At 53.3% G+C, this 23,257-nt stretch carries 22 protein-coding genes; 6 read left to right on the forward strand and 16 right to left on the reverse strand.

The features are described from left to right. Positions 1-161: 161 nt before the first annotated feature. Positions 162-1,052, reverse strand: a complete 891-nt coding sequence (gene cysM / locus ACCI49_RS03315; protein WP_371837556.1) for a cysteine synthase CysM — start codon at positions 1,050-1,052, stop codon at positions 162-164. Positions 1,053-1,281: 229 nt separating this feature from the next. On the opposite strand from cysM, the gene ACCI49_RS03320 reads away from it, so the two are divergent. After that, positions 1,282-4,113: a response regulator gene (locus ACCI49_RS03320; protein WP_371837557.1), complete on the forward strand. Its 2,832-nt coding sequence runs from the start codon at positions 1,282-1,284 to the stop codon at positions 4,111-4,113. On the opposite strand, the gene acpS is transcribed toward ACCI49_RS03320, so the two are convergent. From acpS to ACCI49_RS03360, 8 genes are all read right to left on the reverse strand, one after another. Next, positions 4,110-4,496, reverse strand: a complete 387-nt coding sequence (gene acpS / locus ACCI49_RS03325; RefSeq protein ID WP_371837558.1) for a holo-ACP synthase — start codon at positions 4,494-4,496, stop codon at positions 4,110-4,112. The genes ACCI49_RS03320 and acpS overlap by 4 nt on opposite strands. After that, positions 4,493-5,242: a DNA repair protein RecO gene (recO, locus tag ACCI49_RS03330; protein ID WP_371837559.1), complete on the reverse strand. Its 750-nt coding sequence runs from the start codon at positions 5,240-5,242 to the stop codon at positions 4,493-4,495. The genes acpS and recO overlap by 4 nt, the downstream gene beginning before the upstream one ends. A 26-nt stretch (positions 5,243-5,268) precedes the next feature. Next, the gene (era, locus tag ACCI49_RS03335) at positions 5,269-6,168 is read right to left on the reverse strand and encodes a GTPase Era (RefSeq protein WP_371837560.1); all 900 of its coding nucleotides are present in this window, start codon (positions 6,166-6,168) and stop codon (positions 5,269-5,271) included. A 119-nt stretch (positions 6,169-6,287) separates the two neighbouring features. Further along, positions 6,288-6,968 carry a ribonuclease III gene (gene rnc / locus ACCI49_RS03340; RefSeq protein ID WP_371837561.1) on the reverse strand — a complete coding sequence of 227 codons (681 nt, stop codon included), beginning with the start codon at positions 6,966-6,968 and terminating at the stop codon, positions 6,288-6,290. Further along, complete coding sequence (locus ACCI49_RS03345; protein ID WP_371837562.1) at positions 6,961-7,401, reverse strand: DUF4845 domain-containing protein; 441 nt, start codon at positions 7,399-7,401, stop codon at positions 6,961-6,963. The genes rnc and ACCI49_RS03345 overlap by 8 nt, the downstream gene beginning before the upstream one ends. A 48-nt stretch (positions 7,402-7,449) precedes the next feature. Then, on the reverse strand, positions 7,450-8,217 hold the full coding sequence (gene lepB, locus ACCI49_RS03350; RefSeq protein ID WP_371837563.1) for a signal peptidase I: 768 nt from the start codon (positions 8,215-8,217) through the stop codon (positions 7,450-7,452). A gap of 45 nt (positions 8,218-8,262) precedes the next feature. After that, a complete protein-coding gene (lepA, locus tag ACCI49_RS03355) occupies positions 8,263-10,068 on the reverse strand; it encodes a translation elongation factor 4 (protein WP_371837564.1) in 1,806 nt (601 codons plus the stop codon). Between the two features lie 133 nt (positions 10,069-10,201). Then, the gene (locus tag ACCI49_RS03360; protein WP_371837565.1) at positions 10,202-11,599 is read right to left on the reverse strand and encodes a DegQ family serine endoprotease; all 1,398 of its coding nucleotides are present in this window, start codon (positions 11,597-11,599) and stop codon (positions 10,202-10,204) included. A gap of 170 nt (positions 11,600-11,769) precedes the next feature. On the opposite strand from ACCI49_RS03360, the gene mpaA reads away from it, so the two are divergent. Next, positions 11,770-12,474, forward strand: coding sequence for a murein tripeptide amidase MpaA (gene mpaA, locus ACCI49_RS03365; protein WP_371837566.1), 705 nt, complete (start codon positions 11,770-11,772; stop codon positions 12,472-12,474). On the opposite strand, the gene ycjG is transcribed toward mpaA, so the two are convergent. From ycjG to rpoE, 5 genes are all read right to left on the reverse strand, one after another. Then, the gene (ycjG, locus tag ACCI49_RS03370) at positions 12,462-13,409 is read right to left on the reverse strand and encodes an L-Ala-D/L-Glu epimerase (RefSeq protein ID WP_371837567.1); all 948 of its coding nucleotides are present in this window, start codon (positions 13,407-13,409) and stop codon (positions 12,462-12,464) included. The genes mpaA and ycjG overlap by 13 nt on opposite strands. 38 nt (positions 13,410-13,447) lie before the next feature. Further along, on the reverse strand, positions 13,448-13,900 hold the full coding sequence (locus ACCI49_RS03375) for a SoxR reducing system RseC family protein (protein WP_371837568.1): 453 nt from the start codon (positions 13,898-13,900) through the stop codon (positions 13,448-13,450). Positions 13,901-13,905: 5 nt separating this feature from the next. Next, entirely contained in the window at positions 13,906-15,096 is a 1,191-nt protein-coding gene (locus tag ACCI49_RS03380; protein ID WP_371837569.1) for a MucB/RseB C-terminal domain-containing protein, read from the reverse strand. 1 nt (position 15,097) lies between these two features. After that, positions 15,098-15,799 (reverse strand): sigma-E factor negative regulatory protein, encoded by a 702-nt coding sequence (locus ACCI49_RS03385; protein ID WP_371837570.1) that lies wholly within the window; start codon positions 15,797-15,799, stop codon positions 15,098-15,100. Between the two features lie 117 nt (positions 15,800-15,916). Further along, on the reverse strand, positions 15,917-16,531 hold the full coding sequence (rpoE, locus tag ACCI49_RS03390; protein ID WP_371837571.1) for an RNA polymerase sigma factor RpoE: 615 nt from the start codon (positions 16,529-16,531) through the stop codon (positions 15,917-15,919). 169 nt (positions 16,532-16,700) lie between these two features. Here rpoE and nadB point away from each other — a divergent pair, with 169 nt between their 5' ends. Further along, entirely contained in the window at positions 16,701-18,317 is a 1,617-nt protein-coding gene (nadB, locus tag ACCI49_RS03395; protein ID WP_371837572.1) for an L-aspartate oxidase, read from the forward strand. Positions 18,318-18,349: 32 nt separating this feature from the next. Here the strand turns inward: nadB and ACCI49_RS03400 are convergent, their stop codons facing one another. After that, positions 18,350-18,802, reverse strand: a complete 453-nt coding sequence (locus tag ACCI49_RS03400) for a protein YgfX (RefSeq protein WP_371837573.1) — start codon at positions 18,800-18,802, stop codon at positions 18,350-18,352. Beyond that, on the reverse strand, positions 18,777-19,022 hold the full coding sequence (locus tag ACCI49_RS03405) for an FAD assembly factor SdhE (RefSeq protein ID WP_371837574.1): 246 nt from the start codon (positions 19,020-19,022) through the stop codon (positions 18,777-18,779). The genes ACCI49_RS03400 and ACCI49_RS03405 overlap by 26 nt, the downstream gene beginning before the upstream one ends. A 112-nt stretch (positions 19,023-19,134) precedes the next feature. Between ACCI49_RS03405 and ygfZ the strand changes: the two genes are divergently transcribed. The 3 genes from ygfZ to ACCI49_RS03420 all read left to right on the forward strand — a co-directional run bounded on the left by ygfZ (position 19,135) and on the right by ACCI49_RS03420 (position 22,691). Continuing rightward, complete coding sequence (gene ygfZ / locus ACCI49_RS03410; RefSeq protein WP_371837575.1) at positions 19,135-20,175, forward strand: CAF17-like 4Fe-4S cluster assembly/insertion protein YgfZ; 1,041 nt, start codon at positions 19,135-19,137, stop codon at positions 20,173-20,175. A gap of 1,100 nt (positions 20,176-21,275) precedes the next feature. Continuing rightward, positions 21,276-21,695 carry a DUF2267 domain-containing protein gene (locus ACCI49_RS03415; protein ID WP_371837576.1) on the forward strand — a complete coding sequence of 140 codons (420 nt, stop codon included), beginning with the start codon at positions 21,276-21,278 and terminating at the stop codon, positions 21,693-21,695. Positions 21,696-22,091: 396 nt separating this feature from the next. Then, positions 22,092-22,691, forward strand: a complete 600-nt coding sequence (locus tag ACCI49_RS03420; protein WP_371837577.1) for a class I SAM-dependent methyltransferase — start codon at positions 22,092-22,094, stop codon at positions 22,689-22,691. Positions 22,692-23,257: the final 566 nt, after the last annotated feature.

Below are 23,257 nucleotides of genomic sequence, written 5' to 3' on the forward strand. Positions count from 1 at the left end.
GGATGAGTGATTTAGGAGGTAAAGTGAAACAGGGTAAAGAAAAGTAAACTCAGTTTTGCTCGCAAAGGCAAAATAAGCTGGACTAAAGAATAACAAAAACCAACAAAACCAATCAGTGCGCAGGGGTTGACAAAAGTCTTGCCAACCCAAAAAACTCATTGTTAATTATTGAAAAGCCCTGAGGACAAATAACGATCCCCCCGGTCGCAAATAATCGCAACGATAGTAGCATTTTCCACCTGGGTGGAAAGCCGTAGCGCACCAGCCACAGCGCCGCCAGAGGAAACCCCACAAAAAATCCCCTCTTCACGTGCCAACCTGCGAGTCATATCCTCGGCCTCGCTCTGATCCATATCGATAACCAGATCAACTTCCTCAGGTATAAATATCTTCGGTAGGTAAGCCTGTGGCCAACGGCGAATCCCGGGAATACTGGAACCATCGGTAGGCTGTAAACCAATAACCTGGATCTCAGGGTTCTGCTCTTTTAAAAAGCGGCCGCAACCCATAATGGTACCTGTTGTGCCCATGGAAGAAACAAAATGTGTGATCTGCCCCCCGGTCTGCCGCCATATTTCAGGACCAGTGCCCTCATAGTGAGCAAGAGGGTTATCCGCATTGGCAAACTGATTAAGCACCAAGCCCTTGCCCTCGCTCTGCATTTTAAGGGCCAAATCGCGGGCACCCTCCATCCCCGCTTCCGCGCTGACCAGAATCAATTCTGCTCCATAGGCAGTCATGGATGCCTTGCGCTCGGCTGTAGCGCTGTCCGGCATAATCAGAATCATGCGGTAGCCTTTGATGGCTGCTGCCATAGCCAGGGCAATGCCAGTATTGCCACTAGTTGCCTCAATCAGAGTGTCACCCGGCTTGATCTGCCCCCTGGACTCAGCCCGATTAATCATAGAAAGCGCCGGACGGTCCTTGACGGAACCAGCTGGATTATTCCCTTCGAGCTTGAGCAAAATCGTATTACTGGTACCACCAGGCAAGCGTTGCAATTTGATCAGGGGGGTGTTACCTACACAGTCAGCAATCGTGGGGTAGTCCATAGTGCGTTGAGTTCCAGACAGAAATTGCGGCTGGACAGTGTACCTGATCGACTTGGCAACTCTAAATACCAACTCTGCAGGTGAACTATATAGTCGGGTTATTACGTATTTCTGCTCAACCTCATTCCCGAAGAGAAACTATTTCTTCACTTCCAGGCATGGGCGTGCGCAGCCCAATGTATACAGGTAAAATGAGGGAAAAATAATCGCACAAGGCCCTCCAATAACCATGGCCCCGAACAAAACAGCTCAATCTTTGCCAGCACCCGGAGAATTGCGCTCTCTGCGCTCAATCATGTTTCGCTTTACTGTTGCCCCGGCGCTGATCCTGGCCATGACTCTGGCTCTGGTCTTCACTCTCCAGCAGATGCATGATCGCCGCCAGCTCTTGCTCAGCCACGGGCGAGCCAGTGCAGAGCAACTGGCCGAGCTGATCGAGATGAGTGGCGGCCACCCCACTGAGCTGCGTATGGAGTGGCTACGCAATAGCTTGCTGGCGCTCATGCTGGAAAAAGATATGGTGCGCTCGGTTCATATCTACTCCACCGAAGCGAGTAAGAAACGCCCTTTGGACTTGACAACAGGGTTGGGGTTGTTAGCCAGTGCAGGCCCGCGCCCGCGTTCTCCGATCACCAGTGAGCAGCTAAAAAAGCGTGAATCATTTATTTTTGAGGATGATGAGAGCCTGCAGGTTTTGCAGCCCTTGAAAGGTGAAATCACCACCTGCTGGATCAGTATTGAATTACACCGTCCCTATTTCCTGGTGGGCACTTACCAAGTGCTACTTGTCGGGCTTGTCGGCTTGATAATTTGCACACTGGCGGCATTAGCTTGGTCAGTAATCCTGTCTGAACGCTTTACCCATAGTTTGGTGCGAATGGGGCAGGTATTGCAGGCCATTGGCCGTGGCGAATTTGATCGCCGCACCCACGAAATTGAAAACCGCGAACTCGCAAAGTTAGCCACGCAAATTAACGAAATGGCCGAGGGGCTCTCCAATTACCAGCGCGACTACAAAGCAAACATGCTGCAAAGCATGGACGATCTGCGGCAATCACTCGACAGTATGGAAGAACAAAATATTGAGTTGGATCTGGCCCGCAAGAGAGCCCAGGAGGCGAGCCGCATCAAGTCCACCTTCCTGGCTAACACGAGCCATGAAATCCGCACGCCACTCAATGGCATTATTGGCTTCACCAACTTGCTGCTAAAAACTGAAATCGACGAACTACAACAGGACTACCTGCAGACTATACTGCGCTCATCAGAAAATCTGCTCACGACTATTAATGATATCCTGGATTTCTCCCGCATTGAATCCGGCAATCTGGTGCTCGACCATATCCCCATGGACCTGGGGCAACTGCTCGAGGAGACCCTACAAATCCTTGCACCCTACGCCTACGAGCACCATCTGGAACTGGTACCCTTAATCGACGCAAAACTGCCATCCACCCTGGTTGGCGATCCCCTGCGAACCAAGCAAATACTCACAAACTTGTTGGGCAATGCAGTGCGCAGTTCAGAAAACGGCAATATACCGGTACGCCTCACAGTACAGAGTAGTAAGGACTCAGAATTGGTTCTGCGAATCAGCGTTACCGATCTCGGCAATCGCACCGACGACGCCAGCCGCCGTGAACTGCAACAAATCCTCAACGCCAAAATACCACAACATACTCAGCAGATCAGTGCCAACGGCCTGGGTATGTCTATTGCCCGTAGCCTGGTAGAGCGCATGCGCGGCAGCACCGGAATGGAAGAAACCGCAAACGGTGGCAGCACCTGCTGGGTGCAACTGTCCCTGGTGCCGGAGCGCAACCGCGGTATCCCACCGCGGGTCATGTTCCCCAACTGCCGTGTATTGATAGCCGACCCCAATGAACTCACCCGCTCCCAAGTTGCGCAGTTACTCAAGCAGTGGCAGATGGAGCCGGTGGAGCTCACCGATACAGATACTCTGCAGCCGGCCATCGAACAGATGTGGCGACACGATGCGCTGCCAGATGCAGTGATTATCGATACCGCCATCGCTAAGGGAGACTTCGACAGCTTTAGCCTCAAGGTGCAGTCCCTTGTGGATGCCTACCAATGTCGAGTGATCATCCTCGGCGCCCCGGCGGAGTTGCGTCGCTGCTACGAGCAGTTACGCACCCGCACTCTAACCTTCCTCGGCAAGCCGGTTACCCGTGAGAACCTGTTACGCGCCCTGAAAAGGGCTGTACCGCAACAGAGCCAGTCGCGATCCAGTAGTGGCGCCGTGCCCGCCCTACCCTGGCCCGCACCTCCACGGGTTCTGGCAGTCGATGATCACGCCGCCAACCGACGTCTCGTTGGAGAGCTTTTGCGCGCCCAGAGCGTGGAAGTGGTCATTGCCGCCAGTGGTGAGGAGGCCCTGCAACATTGGCAAGAAAACACTTTCGATCTCGTTTTTATGGATATTCAAATGCCCGGTATGGATGGGATTGAGGTCACCCGCAGAATCCGCGAAAGGGAGACCGGGAAGCGCACACCGATTATTGCGCTGACTGCTCACGCTGGCGCCGAAGAAAAAGCGCGACTGCTGTCCGCGGGACTGGATGATTACCTGAGCAAGCCGGTCAGCGAGGCCCAGTTATCCCATATGATCAAGCGCTGGCTCAAACTCATCACTCCCCAGATGGTGGCAAACCTGAAGCTCGACCAGATGCGACTGGTTGATATCAGCGAGAGCCTGACCCTCGCCAATGGCGATGCCAAGTTGGCCCGGGATATGTTGCAGATGCTGGTGGATGGGCTGGTTTCCGACGAGCGCGAGCTGGAGCGGCTGCAGGATATCGGCGACCTCCAAGGCATGTTCGAGTTGACCCACCGCATGCACGGCGGCTGCTGCTATTGTGGCGTCTCCAGATTGCGCGAAGCCACCTGTGTATTACAGGAAGAGCTACGCACCAAGAAAGACAAGGAGCCGGCAAAGATTGACCGGCGCAAGCTGGATGCTGTACTAAGGGAGATTCGCGCCCTGCGGGACTGGGCCTCGGAGCAGGACTTGAACGCGCTATTTGGACTTGAAGTGGCCTAGCGGGCCTCAAAAATGACAAATGCCAGGGCTGCATCCTTCTCATCGGAGAGGGACAGATGAATCACTTCAACACCCATGGTGCTGGCGCGTTGCTGTGCCGCTCCACTCAGCAACACTTGAGGGGCTGCACCCTTGCGCCTACGCACCTCGATATCCTGCCAGGAGATTCCTTCGCCGATACCGGTACCTAATGCTTTGCCCACCGCCTCCTTGGCAGCAAAGCGCTTGCACAGGTACGCTGCGCGGTTGGCTTCAGCCAGATCGGCAAAATCGCAGCGCTCGCCATCACTCAGGATACGCTCGACAAAGCGTTCTCCGTGGCGCTGCCATGCGGACTCTATACGCTGGTAATTACAAATGTCGGCACCGATACTGACGATCATTTCCCATAAACCTGCTTGAACAATTCACGACTCTGTAACGGCTTATCCCCGAGCACAGTACGCAATAACAACCGGGTTAATCGCTTTGCCGGGATTAACAGCTCGTCGGACCAAATACCGGATTCCTGTGCCTGTACTATGCCGAGCAAATCAGCCCCCAGAAACTCTCCATTCCGTGCTGCCGCCCCGTGATGGCGATGCACTGGTACGAAACCCCGCTCCCGTTCGAGCCGATAGCTGCCATCCACACACAGCGCAGCCTGACTGTAGGCACACTGGTCCAACGGAGGGCAACTGCCGAGCTCAGTTAACAGTTGTAATTCAAAGCTACGCAACGGTCCTTCCAGCTCATCATTTTTAGCCCCCCTCAGCTCAGCCAAGGCTTTAAGCAACCTCTGGTAAGCGGCAAACAGCGCATAGTGTGCCTCGCCTTCCGGTAAAAGCCGCACCATCAACTCATTGGCATAGAGCCCTCCGTACACAGCCCGCCCTTTCAGCCAAAGCGGTGCACCGGCATTTTCAACCGGCCCCAGGGTTTTTAGTGATCCACTGCCTAGCAGGGATACCAGCAGGGGAGAAAACGGCTGTAGCGCCTGCTGGCGACGCTGTTTGTCCCGCCGCGCACCGCGGGCGACACAGCCGATTCGCCCGAAGTCTGGCGTGAACAACTCCAGGATGAGGCTGGAATCGCGATAGGGGCGTGAATGCAGGATATATGCCGGTTGCGCCGGCGGTGGTGTTTTCATGGCATCAGCAACCGGGCAACGACAGGTTACTCGTCCCGGTAACCGAGACTGCGCAAGGCCCGCTCATCATCAGACCAACCGGATTTCACCTTAACCCAGAGGTTCAGCATGATCTTGCTGTCAAACAGGCGCTCCATATCCTCTCGGGCCTGGCTGCCGATCTGCTTGATGCGCTCGCCTTTGTTACCAATGATGATGCGTTTCTGCCCGGCTCTTTCCACCAGAATCGCCGCACTAATATGCAGGACCTTGCCTTCCTGAGAGAATTCTTCTACTTCAACAGTCACTTGATATGGCACTTCGGCTCCCAACTGGCGCATGATCTTCTCCCGCACAATCTCAGCGGCGAGAAAGCGCGAGCTGCGATCGGTGACTTGATCTTCCGGGAAAAAGTGTTGATCTTCCGGCAGGTGCTTAAGAATGACTTCTTCCAGCGTATCCAGATTGACATTGCGCAGCGCCGAAATAGGCACAATTTCCGCCTTCGGATGCTGCTCAGCCAGTGTCTGCAACTGTGGCAACAGATCGCCCTTATCCTCCAGCTGGTCCACCTTATTCACCGCAATGATCAATGGACACTTGAGGCCACGCAGCTTATCCGCTACCAATTGATCACCCTCACTCCAACGAGTGCGCTCGACCACAAACACAACCACATCCACATCTCGCGCGGCGCTGGATGCCGCACGATTCATATAGCGGTTAATCGCCTTCTCCTGATCTGAGTGCAGGCCCGGGGTATCGACGAAAATAATCTGGTTGGGCCCCTCGGTTTTAATACCAAGCATATTGTGGCGGGTAGTCTGGGGCTTGCGTGAGGTAATCGCCAGTTTCTGCCCCAGTAAATGATTCAGCAACGTGGATTTGCCCACATTGGGGCGACCGACAATCGCGACATAGCCGCAGCGAGAGGGTTGTTCGCTCAAGAAAGTTCTCCGAAAGGTTTGGAGGTGTCCGGGAGGCCCGGAACCGGGTCGGCCCCCCACTTGCTGGAGGCCTTTCTGTTCGAGGCAGACGGCGGGCCGCCTTCGCTCATAGTGTAAAGTTAGTCCTGGCCAGTAAGGCGCCTGTAGGCTTCCACCGCGGCAGTTTTTTCTGCAGCGCGACGGCTGCTGGCCTCTCCGCGCACCGGCTCTGCCAAACCACTGACCCGGCATTCAACAATAAAGTGTTGGGCGTGCTCCGCGCCAGATACGTCTACCACAGAGTATTCAGGCAATGGTTTCTTGCGCGCCTGTAGCCACTCCTGCAGGCGGGTCTTGGGGTCCTTCATCGTCTCCAGGGACAGGGCTTGCAGGCGCGGGGCAAACCACTCCAGAACCCTGGCCCGGGCAGCCTCCAGACCTGCATCCAAATAGATTGCGCCAATCAGCGCCTCCACCGCATCGGCGAGAATAGAGGCCCGGCGAAAACCGCCACTTTTCATCTCCCCTTCACCGAGGCGCAGGCAGTCGCCAATTTCCAACTCACGCGCCAGCTTCGCCAGGGTCTCACCGCTGACAAGCTGGGCACGCAGGCGACTCAACTGCCCTTCCCGGCCCCCGGGAAACTGCTCGTATAGCGCGGCCCCAATAGTAAAACCAAGGATCGAATCGCCGAGGAACTCCAGGCGCTCATTGTTACGGCTACCATGGGACCTGTGTGTGAGCGCCAGCTCCAACAGCTCTCCTTGTTCAAACTTATAGCCGAGGCGCCTGCACAGGCGTTCCAGTAAAAGATCAGTCACGTTTGCGGAATTGCTCCAGATCTACCAGCGGATCACAGCAGAGCTCTGGCTTGGCCGTATTGAGCTGCTTATTAAATTTCATCACGACATCCACGTTATAAATCAGCGGTTGGCGCAACTCGTAATCGATACTGACCACAGTACCCTTCGCTCCGCGAACCACCTGTAATGCCTCTGTTGGTTTACCGCGCACATTGTTGACCAGGAAGAAGCGCCCCATCTCTTTTTTAATCTGGCCCGCCGTCATATTTTCCAGGTCCGGGTTTTCACTCAGGGTTTTCAGCGCTTCGTTCACGTAGCGCGCATCCACGTATGCCGGCGCCATTTTCGATACACAAGTAAGGGTAAAACCCAATACCGCAATAACCAACAACCAGCCCCAGTAGCTCATACCGCGTTGGTGTTTAAATGAAACCTGAATAGTATTACCCATAACTTTGCCCTCAATCCTTATCACCGGCATAGTGCCGGCCAGTTCTCATTATTGGATGGAGCCTACACGTTTAAAGCTGGGCAAACTGAGCAACTTGTCCCAATGCATCCAGATGGCGAATGCCTTGCCCACCACATCGCGTTCGGGCACAAATCCCCAAGCGCGGCTATCGAGACTGTTATCCCGGTTGTCCCCCATCATGAAGTAGTGGCCCTCCGGTACGGTGCCACTGAAGTTACCGTACTCGCCGGGACGCACATTCTTGGCCATCAGGTGGCGCTGGCCGTAGAGGTTCTCCCACAAGATTTCAACCTGCGGGTTAACCGGCGGAATCGCCTGAATCAATTCCTGGGGTGCCAGTTCGCCATTTACATAAAGTACATTGTTTTTCAATTCAATCTTATCACCAGGCAGGCCGATTACCCGCTTGATAAAATAGGTATCGTTCATGTGAGGTGGAAAAAACACCATCACATCACCGCGCTGAGGCTCGCCGATATCCACCACCTTAGTACGCGACACTGGCAAACGCAGTCCGTATTCGTACTTGTTAACCAGAATAAAGTCACCGATCTGCAGAGTGGGGACCATGGAGGCAGATGGAATCTGGAAAGGCTCGACGATAAAAGAACGCAATACAAAAACGATGGCCAGAATCGGAAAAAACGATTTGGCGTATTCAACAACAACCGGATCTTCCTGATTGTTGCCCGCTTCCTTTTTGCGGCGACGGGCGAAAAGCAGGCTGTCCACCAGCCAGATTCCACCACTGATCACAACCAACCACAGCAGAATCAGGGGTAAGTTAATATCCATTACAAATCTCTATTATCCTTTATCCCAATAGCGGGTCGGTGCCCGCTATTGATCCACTTTCAGTACAGCCAGGAAAGCCTCCTGAGGCACTTCCACACGGCCGAGCTGTTTCATCCGGCGCTTACCCGCTTTTTGCTTCTCCAGCAGCTTTTTCTTACGGGTAACGTCACCACCATAACATTTTGCAGTTACATTCTTGCGCAGGGCTTTAACTGTAGTGCGCGCCACCACTTGACCACCGATAGCCGCCTGGATTGCTACATCAAACATCTGACGGGGGATCAGCTCTTTCATTTTCTCCGCCATGGCACGCCCCTTTTGCTGGGCATTTTCGCGGTGAACAATCAAAGCTAGGGCATCAACGCGGTCGCCGTTAATTAGGATGTCCAGGCGCACAAGTTTTGCTGCTTCAAAGCGCACAAAACCGTAGTCCAGGGACGCAAAGCCACGGCTCACAGACTTGAGGCGGTCGAAGAAGTCCATTACCACTTCACTCATCGGCAATTCGTAGCGCAAGGACACTTGAGAACCCACGTACTGCATATCTTTCTGGATTCCACGCTTCTCCACGCAGAGGGTAATCACATTGCCCAGGTATTCCTGCGGCACCAGGATATTCACATCTGCAATGGGCTCACGCATCTCCTCAATATTGCCAAGATCCGGCAAGCGCGATGGATTATCAACCATCACTACCTCGCCGTCGCTCTGCTGCACCTCATATACCACAGTGGGGGCGGTGGTTATCAAGTCCAGGTCGTATTCCCGCTCCAGTCGCTCTTGGATAATTTCCATATGCAACATACCGAGGAAGCCGCAACGGAATCCAAAACCGAGCGCATCGGAGGTTTCCGGCTCATAGAACAGGGAGGCATCGTTCAGGGAGAGCTTCTCCAGAGCATCACGAAATGCTTCATAATCATCGGAGCTGACCGGGAATAGGCCCGCATACACCTGTGGTTTGACCTTTTGGAAGCCAGGCAGCATTTCGATCTCTTCTGCACCCTTGGCGTGGGTCAGTGTGTCACCCACCGGCGCGCCATGAATATCTTTAATACCTGCGACAACAAAGCCTACCTCACCGGCGCGCAATACTCCGGTCTCATGGCGTTTTGGTGTGAAGATGCCGACACTGTCCACCACATGGGCTCGACCGATAGACTTGGTAACGATTTTATCTTTGGTTTTCAGGCTGCCCTGCACCACGCGCACCAGGGATACAACGCCCAAGTAGCTATCAAACCAGGAGTCGATAATCAACGCCTGCAGAGGAGCATCCACATCACCTTCCGGCGGTGGAACCAGGCGCACCAGATCTTCGAGAACATCTTCTACACCCAGGCCGGACTTGGCACTACAGCGTGTAGCTTCTGCAGCATCAATACCAATGATGTCCTCAATCTCCTCGGCAACCTTATCAGGGTCTGCCTGGGGCAGGTCCATCTTGTTCAAAACCGGGATAACCTCGAGCCCCTGCTCAATAGCGGTGTAGCAGTTAGCGACAGACTGCGCCTCTACACCCTGCGCTGCATCCACAACCAGAAGTGCACCCTCACAGGCTGCCAGGGAGCGCGATACTTCGTAGGAGAAGTCCACGTGTCCGGGGGTATCAATAAAATTCAGCTGGTAGGTCTTACCATCTCGCGCCGTGTAATCGAGCGTTACGCTCTGCGCCTTGATGGTAATACCGCGCTCCCGCTCCAGCTCCATGCTGTCCAACACTTGCTCAGCCATCTCCCGATCGGAGAGGCCCCCGCAGTCCTGAATAAAGCGGTCAGCCAGGGTAGATTTCCCGTGGTCGATATGGGCAATAATGGAGAAATTGCGGATATGAGAGAGATCTGTTGCCACTGCGGAATAAAAACCCTTGAAAAATCAAACGATTAGCTGGCAGTCGTGCCAACTGTGTGGCGCAAGTCTAACAGAACTCATGGACAGAGGTGAGAGGCAGGTGACCCTTTGGGCCACCATTTGCCTCGTGTACTTAGCTTTCGATCTTAATTGTGCGGAAAGTTGACTGGCCCGCACGGAAGAAACGAATTGGCAGCAGCTCGTCTTTAGGGAGCTCCTTGACCACAGACTTGTAGTCTTTCATGTCCGCCACTTCCTCAAATCCCAGTTGGGCGATGATATCGCCGCTACGCAGGCCCGCTTTGGCGCCGGGCTTGCCTGGAACTACCTGCTTGACCAGCACGCCGGTATCCACATTCCAGCGCTGCTTCATCCCGTCGGGAATCTCCTCCACGACTACGCCCAGGCGCCCACCAATACTGGAAGCCGGGCGACTTGCAGCTTGGGTGGGCTCACCATCGGAACCCGGCAGAGCACCGACAATCACTTTCAGCCTCTGGGATTTCCCCTTGCGCATCAGATCTACGGGGACCTCGGTTCCAGGGCGAATTTGACCGACTACGTGGGGAAGGTCACCGTGTACGCCAATCTTGCGGCCATCGAAGCGGGTGATAATGTCACCGGGCATGATCCCAGCTTCCGCAGCCGGTGTTCCAGGGCTCACCTGTTCTACCAGAGCGCCAGAGGGCTTACCGAGCCCCATGGCTTCAGCCATATCCCGATCCACATTGCGGATACCCACACCGAGCCAGCCGCGATCCACCCGCCCCTTCTCTTTCAATTGCGCTACCACGTCCTGGGCCAAACTTGCCGGGATCGCGAAAGACAGACCGATAGAACCGCCGCTGCGGGTATAAATTTGTGAGTTGATCCCGATTACTTCGCCATCGAGATTAAACAGCGGCCCACCGGAGTTACCCGGGTTAATGGCCACATCAGTCTGGATAAAAGGTACATAGTTCTCACGGCTCTCATTGGGGATGCTGCGTCCCATGGCACTGACGATGCCGGCACTGGCAGAATAATCGAGACCAAATGGTGAGCCGATAGCGACCACCCACTCACCGACTTGTAACTCTTCGGAGTCCCCCCAACGCACTGCGGACAGGTCTTCCGCATCAATCTTTAGCAGTGCGAGATCTGAGCGCTCATCTTTACCGATCACTTCGGCTTCATATTCGCGGCGGTCAGTAAGAGTGACTTTCACCTGGTCAGCGCCATTGACCACGTGATTATTGGTCACGATATAGCCATCTTCGGAGATGATAAAGCCGGAACCCATGCTGGCCACCGGACGCTGCTGACGCTGACGCGGTTCGAGCAGATGACGGAAAATATCGGGAATTTCCTGTTGATACTGAGGCGGATTATTCCCACGCGCCATGCGACTGCGATCGACAGTATTGATCTTGACTACCGCAGGCGAATTTTCCTCAATCAGTTCAGTAAGTTCAGGCAGCCCGCGGGCACTAACAGCACCGGAGACTAAAAGACAAAATACTATTAGATATTGTGTACAGCGTTTAACCATAGGTTTGTTACCCCTAGTCATCCCTTCTAATATGAAACCATTGGAATTTGAGTCCCTTCCAGGGCTTGCCTTGGTGTACCGGCCCCTTTGGGGACATTTTCTAACGACTTAGTGGCAATGTGGCCACGAAAGTTCTACCACCGTGTGTAAATCTGTGTAAAGGGCCAGCGATGTCCAAACTGCGTCCACGCCCTGAGCGCGGCCAATTCCACCTCCCCAGGGAACTGTATGGTCACAGTACACTGGGCGCCCCTCTTTTTTACTTTCCCGCACAATCCGGTCATAAACACGGCTTGGTAATGGCCGGCACCCATGGAGATGAGGTGGCGGCGGTAGTAGCCCTCTCCTGCGCTCTGCGCGCGCTGGCAGCGGGGCACCTCAAGCACCATGTAATACTGGCGGTAAACCCCGACGGCTGCCAACTGGGTACCCGCTGTAATGCCCACGGAGTGGACCTCAACCGCAACTTTGCCACAAAAAACTGGGATGGCGGCGGCAATGTATATCGCTGGAACAGCTCTGCCGATGCCCGCGATGTAAAGCTCAGTACCGGGAACAATCCCGCTTCGGAAAGCGAAACATCGGCACTGTGTCAGCTGATTGCCAAACTTGACCCCGACTGGACAGTATCCATACACGAGCCGCTCGGGTGCGTGGAAGACCCGGAGAGGACAGACCTGGGAGCATGGCTGGCCAAAGGCCTGGAATTACCGCTGATTGAGGAAATCGGCTACCAGACCCCTGGCTCCTTCGGCACCTGGTGCGCCGAGCAGAACCTGCCTTGCATCACTGTAGAGTTTCCGCCGATATCCGTCGACGCTGCTAGCGAGGACTACCTAACCATACTAATTGACCTTCTCACCTACGACCAGTAAACCCGACCTGCACCAAACCGTAAAGGCGGTTGCACATCCCTAGCCAACCAGGTGGGGCCATCTAGGTCCAAGTAACGCGCCCGGGGCCCAAGGGACCAGGCAGCACGGATAGCACGTGAAGTACAGAGCATACAGCCGAGCATCAGCTCAAACCCCTGCGCAGAGGCCTCATCTGCCAGAGCTTCCGCCTCTGTGATCCCACCTGTCTTATCCAGTTTGATATTCACCATCTCATAGCGCCCCGCCAGGCGCGGTAGGTCCACCCGGGTATGGCAGCTCTCGTCGGCACAGATCGGCAGTGGATGGGGAAAAGTCTCCAGAAATTCATCGCCCCTTGCAGGTAGGGGTTGCTCCAGCATGGCTACCCCTAACTCTGCCAGCTGTTCACAGCGCTGGACCAGGCCATCCGCTTCCCACGCCTCATTGGCGTCAATCACCAACTGGGCGCCAGGTGCAGCGGCGCGGACAGCCGCCACTCTCTCATTCACCTGCAGGTTGTCCAACTTTAGCTTTAAAACTTCCACACCCTCGGCTATAGCGATACTGGCAGCTTCTGCCATAGCGTCGGGGCTATCGATCACCAAAGTTTGCACGGTAGGCAATGAGTCGGGACCGGAAAATTCCTCACCTCGATATTTCCGCTCCCAATCCACAAGTGCACAATCCAGGGCATTGCGTGCAGCTCCTGCGGGGAGGCGCTCCTGTAGTTCATCCCGACCCACCCCAGCAGCCAACTCTGATAGCAGCGGCTTGAGCTTTCGAATAACTGAATCCGGGCTCTCACCATAACGTTTGTAGGGCGTACATTCGCCGATACCAACGACGCCATCCCATTTGACCTCCACCACCACTACTTCAGCTTCTGTGCGGGAACCACGGGAAATTACAAACGCTGTACGTAAGGGCCAGCGCTCAGCGTAGCAGCGGGCCAGCATAAGGAATCTCCAATCAGTTTTAGAGATTTCAGTTTAGGTTAGGAGTGCCCACTGCCAGGCTCAATACGCAGGAGAATGGGGGTGTAAATGGAGTTTGAGGATTGACGGCGGCTGTACCAGCACACGCCGCAAGCGCCAGCTACAAGGCCAACCAATGCACCGAGTACAGCGCCTATTTCAGCGAACAAATAGTCTCCCAGCAAAGCCACCAGCACCAGAGAAACCAATGGAACCAAGTAAACCAGCAGAGCACTACTGCTCAGGGCATTTTCGGCGATACCAATAACCGCAATATCATTGAGGGAGATTTTATCAGCGGGGAAGCCGTTCAGCGTCACCCGCACTCTTGTGGAGGAAGAAAAGAAGTCACCAAGCAATCCTGTACCGCAAGCGGACTTGGTCTCACAGCCATTGCAGGCACTGCGCTGGATAGTTTCCACCCAGACAGCATTGGATTCTATAGCCACGATACGGCCGCGCTCTTCCAGCAAGTCGCTCAGCCTTTTTCTACGATGGAACTAGCTACCCTGCGGGCTGTAGCATCGGGGATTTCTCCCACGACTGTCACCGTGTAGGCAACACCCTTGACTTCCATACGATCCATATAGGCGACGGTGGCACCGCGAATCGCACGGCCTTTGAAATCTTCCAACTCAGGACCGAGGCGCTGGACAAATACAGTGAACACACCGAGCCCATCACTGAACACCATCATATCGCCATCGGAAAGAGGTTTTACCGAAACCACCTTGAAACCATCGGGCAACCAACGCACCTGCCAGCGGCTCTGCGACGCTTCACAAGTACTGCGATTATCGATGCGCCGCGCATTATTGGAAACAGCCTCCAGTGCCGAGTCTTTTACCGGCGACAGGTCCAACTGTACAAACTGATAGCGCTCTAACACCCGCCCCTGGGTACTTACCAACATGGTTTTTAAGGGCAGGCCCGTCTCCCGATCGAGACTGACGACAAGCCCGAGGCGATAGCGGTCGCGGGGCCTGGCTTCAATAACTACAGCATCCCGATCTGCGATTCGCTCCTCACCGCGCAAGATAAACTGGTAAGCTCGCTGCACCTGCTGCTGACCCACTGCATTCCACAGGGTAGTTCTGGCACTGGGGGAAGCACCGTATTCACAATTGCCCCCGCTGCCGTGGCTGATCAATTCCCGTGGTTCTCCGCTCAAGTAGCGAACCCTCTCGACCTGCTCACCATCGCGCACAGCGTGAACTACTTGGAGAGTCTCGAGCATGCCTGCGTGCTCAAAGGTCACCAAGCCACTGTACTCCAGTTCACTCACTGCCCTGGCAAGTTTATTCAGCCACTGCTCAACCTCATTGCCAATACTCTTACCACTCGCGGCATTGGACCCAAGCAACGTACTGGAAACAGCTGAGACTGGTTCAGCGATAGCGGGCTCCGCCATACTCGACGCTGTCGAATTGGCCACCGCAGCACCTGAAATCACAGCGTTAGGTCCAGCAGAGGCGCCCGGCACTGCTGGGCTTGCCACCGGGGTACTGGCCATATCGAGATTGACGGTATTGGGGGTATTAGGGTCAACACTGGCAACCCCCTGCGCAAATGACAAGGATGTCAGCAAAAAAGAGGAAGCCACCAGCAGGCTGCCGGCCTTTGGAATTCTGTTACTGATAAGACTCCCCCTAAATACGACTTTCGTCACACTACATTCCAACCTGTTCGCCATAGGTTGCGCGGGCAAAGGGCACCATACCCTGGCTGCCGACATGCGCGGCCTGTTCAGAGTGTTGAATCATCACGCGGTTTAAATGGCGCATTAGCTCCGGCGTAGGCGCTTGCTGAATAACCGCCTGCCCGACGACACCAGAGCGCTGCTCAGGTACAAAGCGCGGCGTTGCAGTACTTACTGAGCGGGTAGAGGGCGCCGGCACATAAAAACCGGATGGCTGTGGTGCCGACTGCGCTACCGGCTGTGCCGGGCGCTCTATTTCCGCCACTTGCTCAATACCCTGCACAGTGCTCTGCTGGGTATCGGTAATCTGCTGAACCCCAAGAATTGCGGCGAAAGCTACCGTAGCTGCGACAGCACCGCGTGAAAGTGGGCGCCACCAGCGGCTGTTAACCAACCCCTTGCCTGCTACAGCGCCACCATTTCCCGTTTTGGAAAGGGGCTCTTCGAGATCAATCGCCGCAGAGATGCTCGCGGCCAAGCCGCTGTCAACTGGTGCGACCTGCTCGCGGCGCATAACACTCGCGGCCAGTTGGTAGCGTGACCAGCGCTCACCCAACTCTTCAGAAGCAGCAGAGGCCTTTAACAGCCGTTGCAGCTCCAGTTCGCTGACTTCACCATCCATAAGTGCCGAGAGCGACTCGTTGAGACGTTCCTGATGATTCCCGTGGGACATAGGGGTTAACCCTCTTGTGCAATCATTTATTCGGTGCCCACACGCACCATAATTGGTATGAGTTATGACCGGGCTCTCGGCGGTTGGTTTCCCCCAAAGGGAAAATTTTCCGCAAAATTAGCCTCTGTCACCCAGTGTTTCCGGCTCGCCAGCCATCACGGCCTGGACTGTCCGGTCAATCGCTTCCCTTGCGCGAAATATTCTAGAGCGCACCGTTCCCACAGGGCATCCCATTACCTCCGCGATCTCCTCGTAGCTCAACCCCTCAAGCTCACGCAGCGTAACCGCTGAGCGCAGGTCCTCTGGCAGTGCGCGAATGGCGCGATGAACAGCACGTTCCAGTTGGTCGCGAAACATCTGGTTCTCAGGTGTCTCATTATCCCGCAACAGATCGGCCCCAGAATAAAATTCGGCATCCTCCAGATCCACATCTGAAGAAGGCGGCCGTCGGCTGCGGGAAACCAAATGATTTTTAGCGGTGTTAATCGCAATTCGGTACATCCATGTGTAGAAGGCGCTGTCACCACGGAAATTGGCGAGCGCCCTGTAGGCCTTAATGAAAGCCTCCTGAGTTACATCCTGTACCTCACTGTGGTCCTTGATAAACCTACTGACTACAGCAACAATTTTGTGCTGATACTTGAGTACTAACAGGTCGAAAGCGCGTTTATCTCCCTTTTGAACCCGCTCTACCAGCTCACGGTCACTCATTGACGCCTGATGCGCTGTCATCCCCAACTCCCATATCCAGCCACACCGCGGGCGCCACATTTATTTATTAAGGGGCTGCCGGCGCAGGCGTTTCTTTTACTGTGTTGATGACACTGACAATAGGACATAAGTTCCACGTCAAATCGACGAATAATCAGGAGGCGCTATACTACGCGACCCAAAAAGATAAATGAAATCTATGAATGCCCAGGCAAACTACGACATCCTCGTAATCGGCAGCGGTGCCGCCGGCCTCACCCTAGCCCTGCATCTCTCGGCTAAGTATCGCGTAGCCCTGCTCTCCAAGCAGCGACTGCAGGATGGCTCTACCTGGTTCGCCCAGGGTGGCATCGCCGGAGTGCTGGATGAAATGGATTCGGTGGAGTCGCACATTGCAGACACATTAGACGCGGGTGCAGGACTCTGCCACCCATCCTCTGTGCGCTTCACGGTGGAAGAGAGCACCGCGGCCATCCGCTGGCTAATTGATCAGGGGGTGGACTTTACCCGTGAGGGGGAGGACTTCCACCTGACAAAAGAAGGTGGGCACAGCCACCGCCGAATCATTCACAGCGCCGACGCCACCGGCAAAGCCGTGCACAGTACCCTGCTGGTGAAGGTACTCAACAGCCCCAATATCGACTGCTTTGAACACCACGTCGCTATCGACCTTATCCGCCAGCCAGCCCCAGAGAAAGGCCGTTTTCGCTGTGCCGGTGCCTATGTATTAAACAAGAATACTGAAGAGGTGGAGCTTCTCCAGGCCAAAGCCGTAGTGCTCGCAACAGGGGGCGCCAGTAAAGCCTACCTGTATACCAGTAATCCCGATGGTGCCAGTGGCGACGGCATTGCCATGGCCTGGCGCGCCGGCTGCCGGGTTGCCAATATGGAATTCAACCAGTTCCACCCTACCTGCCTGTACCACCCCAAAGCCAAGGCCTTCCTTATCACTGAAGCCCTGCGTGGCGAAGGTGCGCAACTCAAGCTGCCCGATGGCAGCCGCTTTATGGGGCGCTTCGACAGGCGCGGTGAGCTAGCGCCCCGAGATATCGTCGCCCGCGCAATTGACCATGAAATGAAGCGCCTCGGTGCGGATTGCCTGTACCTGGATATCTCGCACAAAGACCCCGAATTTGTGCGCGAGCACTTCCCCACGGTTTATAGTAACTGCCTCAAATACGGCATCGATATCACCCGCGAGCCGATTCCAGTGGTACCCGCCGCCCATTACACCTGTGGCGGAATTATGGTGGACCACCACGGCCGCACCGACCTGGACCAATTGTATGCCATCGGCGAGACCACCTTTACCGGCCTACACGGCGCCAACCGCTTGGCCAGCAACTCTCTACTGGAATGTCTGGTATACGCCCGCTCCGCTGCACTGCATATCGAGGAACACCTCGACTCTGTGCAGGCACCACGTCGGGCACCGGACTGGGATGCCTCACGGGTGACAGACTCCGACGAAGATGTTGTGATTTCGCACAACTGGGACGAATTACGCCGTTTTATGTGGGATTACGTCGGTATCGTGCGCACACGCAAGCGCCTGCTGCGCGCCCAGCATCGAGTGAAATTGCTGCAACGAGAAATTCGTGAATTTTACGCCAACTACCGTATCACCAACGACCTGGTGGAATTACGCAACCTGGCCCTGGTTTCCGAACTGATTATCCGCTCGGCTCTGGATCGCCGCGAGAGTCGCGGCCTCCACTATTCCCTCGACTATCCCAATCTGCGGGAATTAGCCATGGATACAGTGCTGGTACCGGAGAACTTCGCCAATCAACGGCAGTTTATTTAAGCGTACAGATGGCTCTCGGACTGTGGTTCACCCTAGCGGGAGAATCGCAGCGCCGTCTGCAACTGGCGCCAGTCATCCGCATTGAGTGCGTCCCGCAACAATACCAGTCGCAAGCGCTGACCTTGCAAATCCCGCCCATTGATCACCAGTAACCAACGCCACAATACTAACTCCCCACAGAACTCAAATTCCCGCTCTCTTTCCCCCACCTCCCGCCACAACCAACGGTGCTCACGAGTGGATAATGTCCCCACCATACGGCCCAGATGGCGTGTTTCCCAACATGCGAACGCCAGAACAAAAACCAATAAAACCCAAAACAACCAGGAAGGTAACTCGCAAAGCCAAAGGAGAAGAGCCGCCTGTAAAACAGCCAAAAACAATAGAAAAAGGAGGGCGGGAGACGGCGCAACGACACAGCTCAGGCGGGCGCTGCGCTCAAAGTACTGGGGAGGAGGACTATTGCTGCAGGCCGGTGTTGTCACGAATGATCTGCACTATACGCTGAAGGTCCGGATCGGCCGGATCTTCGCGACGCAGGAACCAGGCAAACAAGTCTTGATCCTGCTCATCCAATAGCCGGATATAGCGCTGCTGATCCTCGGGCTCCAAGGTTTCGTAGACATTCTCCAGAAACGGCAGCAACACCAGATCCAGCTCCAACATGCCGCGGCGACTGGCCCAAAACAAACGGTTGCGATCCATACTTCTTTTCCAACCAAGTTAAAGGGCACAGTATACCCGCTGACCGGGCAAACTTGAAAAAGACACGCTAACCCCCAATTAGTGTCCCAGAATAACCGGAGGTGGCAGCACTATGGAACAACAACAGTGGCAGGATTTTCTCAGCAGCGAAGGCGCCATTTGGGAGGGCGGCAAAGCCCACTTCCCCCTTACCAGTACCGATGATCCAGAGGGATTGCACCTGATCGACCTCGGCCCCCTAGGCGCGGTTTCGATCACTGGCCCTGACAGCCAGAAATTCTTACAGGGCCAGCTCACCTGCGACTTGGTGAACCTACCGGACGGACACAGCACCCTGGGCGCACACTGCAACCCCAAGGGCCGTATGATCAGTGCATTCAGCGCCCTAAAACTGTCCCAAAGTGAATTTATTTTCCGCCTCCCCAGCGACCTGGCAACGATCGCCCAACAAGCGTTGGCCAAATACGCTGTATTTTTTAAGGCAGAGTTAATAAATATCAGCGACGACAGCCATTGGCTGGGCTTGCAAGGCCAAGATGTCGCACAAAAAGCTTCACAGCTGCTTGGCTTCGAAACGCCCTCCCCCGGCGAGGTTATCACTTTTGATTTCGGTGGCGAGCGCTGTATTGCCCAGGCGGTCAATAAATACCAACTCGCCCTACTGGTACCCCCCACCAAAGTGCAGCAACTCTGGCAAGTTCTTTCCCCGGAGTGCGAAGCAACCGGCTACGACCTCTGGCAAAAGTTGCAGATAGAAGCCGGCATTCCCCAGATTGATGCCGCCACCTCCGAAATGTTTATCCCACAGATGACCAATATGCACTTGCTCGGCGGCGTCAGTTTTAAGAAAGGCTGCTACACCGGCCAGGAAGTAGTCGCTCGTATGCAATTCCGCGGCGCCACAAAACGCCGACTCTACCGCGCAAAATGTACAGGAGGCGATCTGCCAATCAGTGGTCTGGAAATCTTTGGAGATGGAATGCAAAGTATCGGCAATCTGGTAGAAGCCTGTCACAGCAAAGACGGCATAGAGTTGCTCGCCGTACTTACCATTGCCAAAGTCGCCGCCGGTGAAAATCTTCACTTGAAAGACGGTCGCACTCTGGAGATTCAGGAACTTCCCTATGATGCGGATGCTGATCCGCTAGCTTGACGGAAGTTGCAGCGATTCCCAAAGGGTGGCTTTTATTGCCACCCTTTTCTTTCCCTCCTGCATAAAAGAAAAAGCTCTCCATTACCCCACCCAAAACCGCATAAGAGGCCTTTTGACTCTTTAACGCCCCCTCAATTTCTCAATTATACCCTCCCCCATTTGACCACCTCGATAACATATAATGGCGCCAAACGGCAAACTTCGGTCGCAGCAACTGATACTTCTGGGAAAGCAATTAAACATCCAGGAAACCTTTAAAATACAAGGCGCCAATAACGGATATTTATGTTTTAACGACTGTGCAAAATGCATATAGCAGGCTGATATTGAAAAGCATTTTGAATAGGGCAATGTAGAATCGCCTCAGAGATAGCAGTTAGGATAATAGCCACCACGATGGCCGGCATACCAATGCTATATGCAGACCATACTAAAGAAGATAATAAAATCAACACTTGGAGCAATTTTATCAACTCTAATGTCGCCAATATTCCTTTACTGGCAGGAAGTTTCAAATGTTGAATAACTCTTCTGGCCGTCCCACAAAAACAACTTCATAGAAAACTCTTTCATCTGGAAAAACCCAACAGAAGCCGATCAATTACGGATTAAAACACTCCCATTTTAGCTAAATTAGTTATCCCCATGGTAAAATCCAGCCTGGAATAAAGTTTGGTAAGCACCTTTTCAATGGTGCTGTTTATATCATTATCTTCTCTCGATCTTAAGCGTGACTGATTAAGCTGGGAAAGAAACTCTGATAAAGGCAGTGCACAATACCAGCACCAGATGTACAGTTTTGAACTGAAAGGACTCAAAAATGGCCAGCTCTGCCAAGTGATACACCACAACAGGTTAACCAAGCTAAAAATTAGTCAAAGATTGTATCTGCTGACATGCGATGCCAAGAAAATAAGTAGCTAGCCCTGTCACAACCTTAAACTTACCAAAAAGGTAGAAGGAAAGAATACACTGCGCTCGGGACCGTATGAGGCACAGATGACGATTATGATCTTATAGGGATGTATTCACGGTGCGTCTCGAGTGCAGTTATTCTTTCCTTCTGACCCAGTAGTAATACGCTACGGAGATCAAAACATATGCCAGTACCTTCTGAATATGGTCGTGCATCAGCAAAATTTTACGATTACCTTGTGGATGCAAGGGATACTGCAAATCTTTGGAGCACCCATGTTACCTATACGATGACACAAAGTGTTTTCCAGGTTTTTCGTCGAAGACTGTCCACTGAGGAAGGGATTGCTTTTGCAAATGCCCTTCCTATTTGTCTAAGAGCCCTTTTTATAACTGATTGGAACATTAATGAAGAAAAGAAAAAATTTGAAAGCAGGGAGGCAATGACAAAAGAGGTACGAATGTTAAGGGCTAACCACAATTTCTCCACAGACACAGCGATACAAGACGTGGCGCAAGCTTTAAGGAGGCACATTGACGAATTACATTTTGACAAATTACTTTCTGAGCTGCCTAAGGGGGCTGCTGATTTCTGGAAGCCTTAGATCAATGAGCTTCAGGCTCAACAATGCCAGTAAAATTACACCCTCGACGCTGGAGCACATATAGACCTTTCTGTATTCTGGCATAAGTATAGAAATAATAATGGTGGACAAACTGCTGATAACACACCCCAACCTCATCAGCATTGCGAGCTTGTGTACAGCCACCCTGATGGGACTGGACAGAAATCCGTCGCTAAAATTGATATTAGTGCGAAAAATAGGCAGACTATATTTCTCCATAAACATCTAGAATTCAGGCTGGCAAGTGGCTCTCCCCTGGATAACCAGGGCAAACCATAACAGCTTACACACTTGCGGGTATCGATTTTTTGATCAATTCAGCTCAAGGGATGCCTTAAAGCGTCATTCATTTCGGTGCCGATTGGCTTAGCAACTATGAATCCAAAAGAGATTGGAAAAGCATACGATAAACTCACTTATCTATGGGAAGGCGAGGAATTCAACAGAGAAAATGGCATTGATCAGCACAAACTTGCGCTAACGTTTGTGAAAAGTAGAGGCAAGGCACTTGATGTTGGCTGCGGCTGCACCGGACGATTTATAGATCTACTTCAAAATGAAGGCTTTACTCCCGAAGGTGTCGATATCTCTAAAGAAATGATACACCTAGCCAAAAGTCGCCACCCGAATATCCTCTTTCACCACCAAGATATATGCAAATGGGATATTCCAGGAAAATATGATTTTATTACCGCCTGGGATAGCATTTGGCATATACCGCTAAAAAAACAAGTGGAAGTGCTGGAAAAATTGGCTACTAGTCTTAATGCAGGAGGGGTGTTAATTTTCTCCTTCGGCGGCACAGATGGAAAAAGTGAACATACCAATAACGCCATGGGGCCAGAGCTCTACTATTCGACTCTGGGAACAAATGGCTTCCTTAGTTTATCGCTTAATTTAGGGTGTATTTGCAGGCACCTTGAATACGATCAATATCCTGAACTGCACGCCTACTTAATTGTACAAAAAAACTAAAAAGAACACTCATCAAGGCAAAAATTCCACTTCAATCTGTGTCTTTTATTAGTCAGGAATATTATATTTCCTAGCTAAGGCAGAGCCTCCAGCGAAACCAGAAGAAATCAGGCTCAACTCAAGCTTTCAGGTAAAGTTGGTGACCACTTAATAAATTACGCTCAGCTTCTTTATGAGGAAGCCTTCACGGCGCTTCTAAAATCTGGACCCAACCCAATTCGGGCTTGGAGCAACCACCTCAGACATACGACTACGCATTAAGACCGGAATCTAAATTAGCGCTAAAACTGTTGAAAACATACTAAAAAAAAAGGGGGGGGGGGGAAGGAAAGAATACACTGTGCACGGGACCGTATGAGGCATGGATGCCGATTACGAGCTTACAGGGATGTATTCACCGCTAGTCTCGAGTGCAGTGTATTCTTTCCTTCTGACCCAGTAGTATGCTGCAATAGAGACCCTCTAGGCCACCCACCCAACCCCTAAAAGCATTGGGAAAATCAGTTATTCATTGACCTGTACTCACACAAATTACTCGCTGCATGACGAGCACTAATCCAGCCAGA

The organism is Microbulbifer epialgicus, assembly GCF_041447265.1.
In the GTDB taxonomy this organism is placed as follows: domain Bacteria; phylum Pseudomonadota; class Gammaproteobacteria; order Pseudomonadales; family Cellvibrionaceae; genus Microbulbifer; species Microbulbifer epialgicus.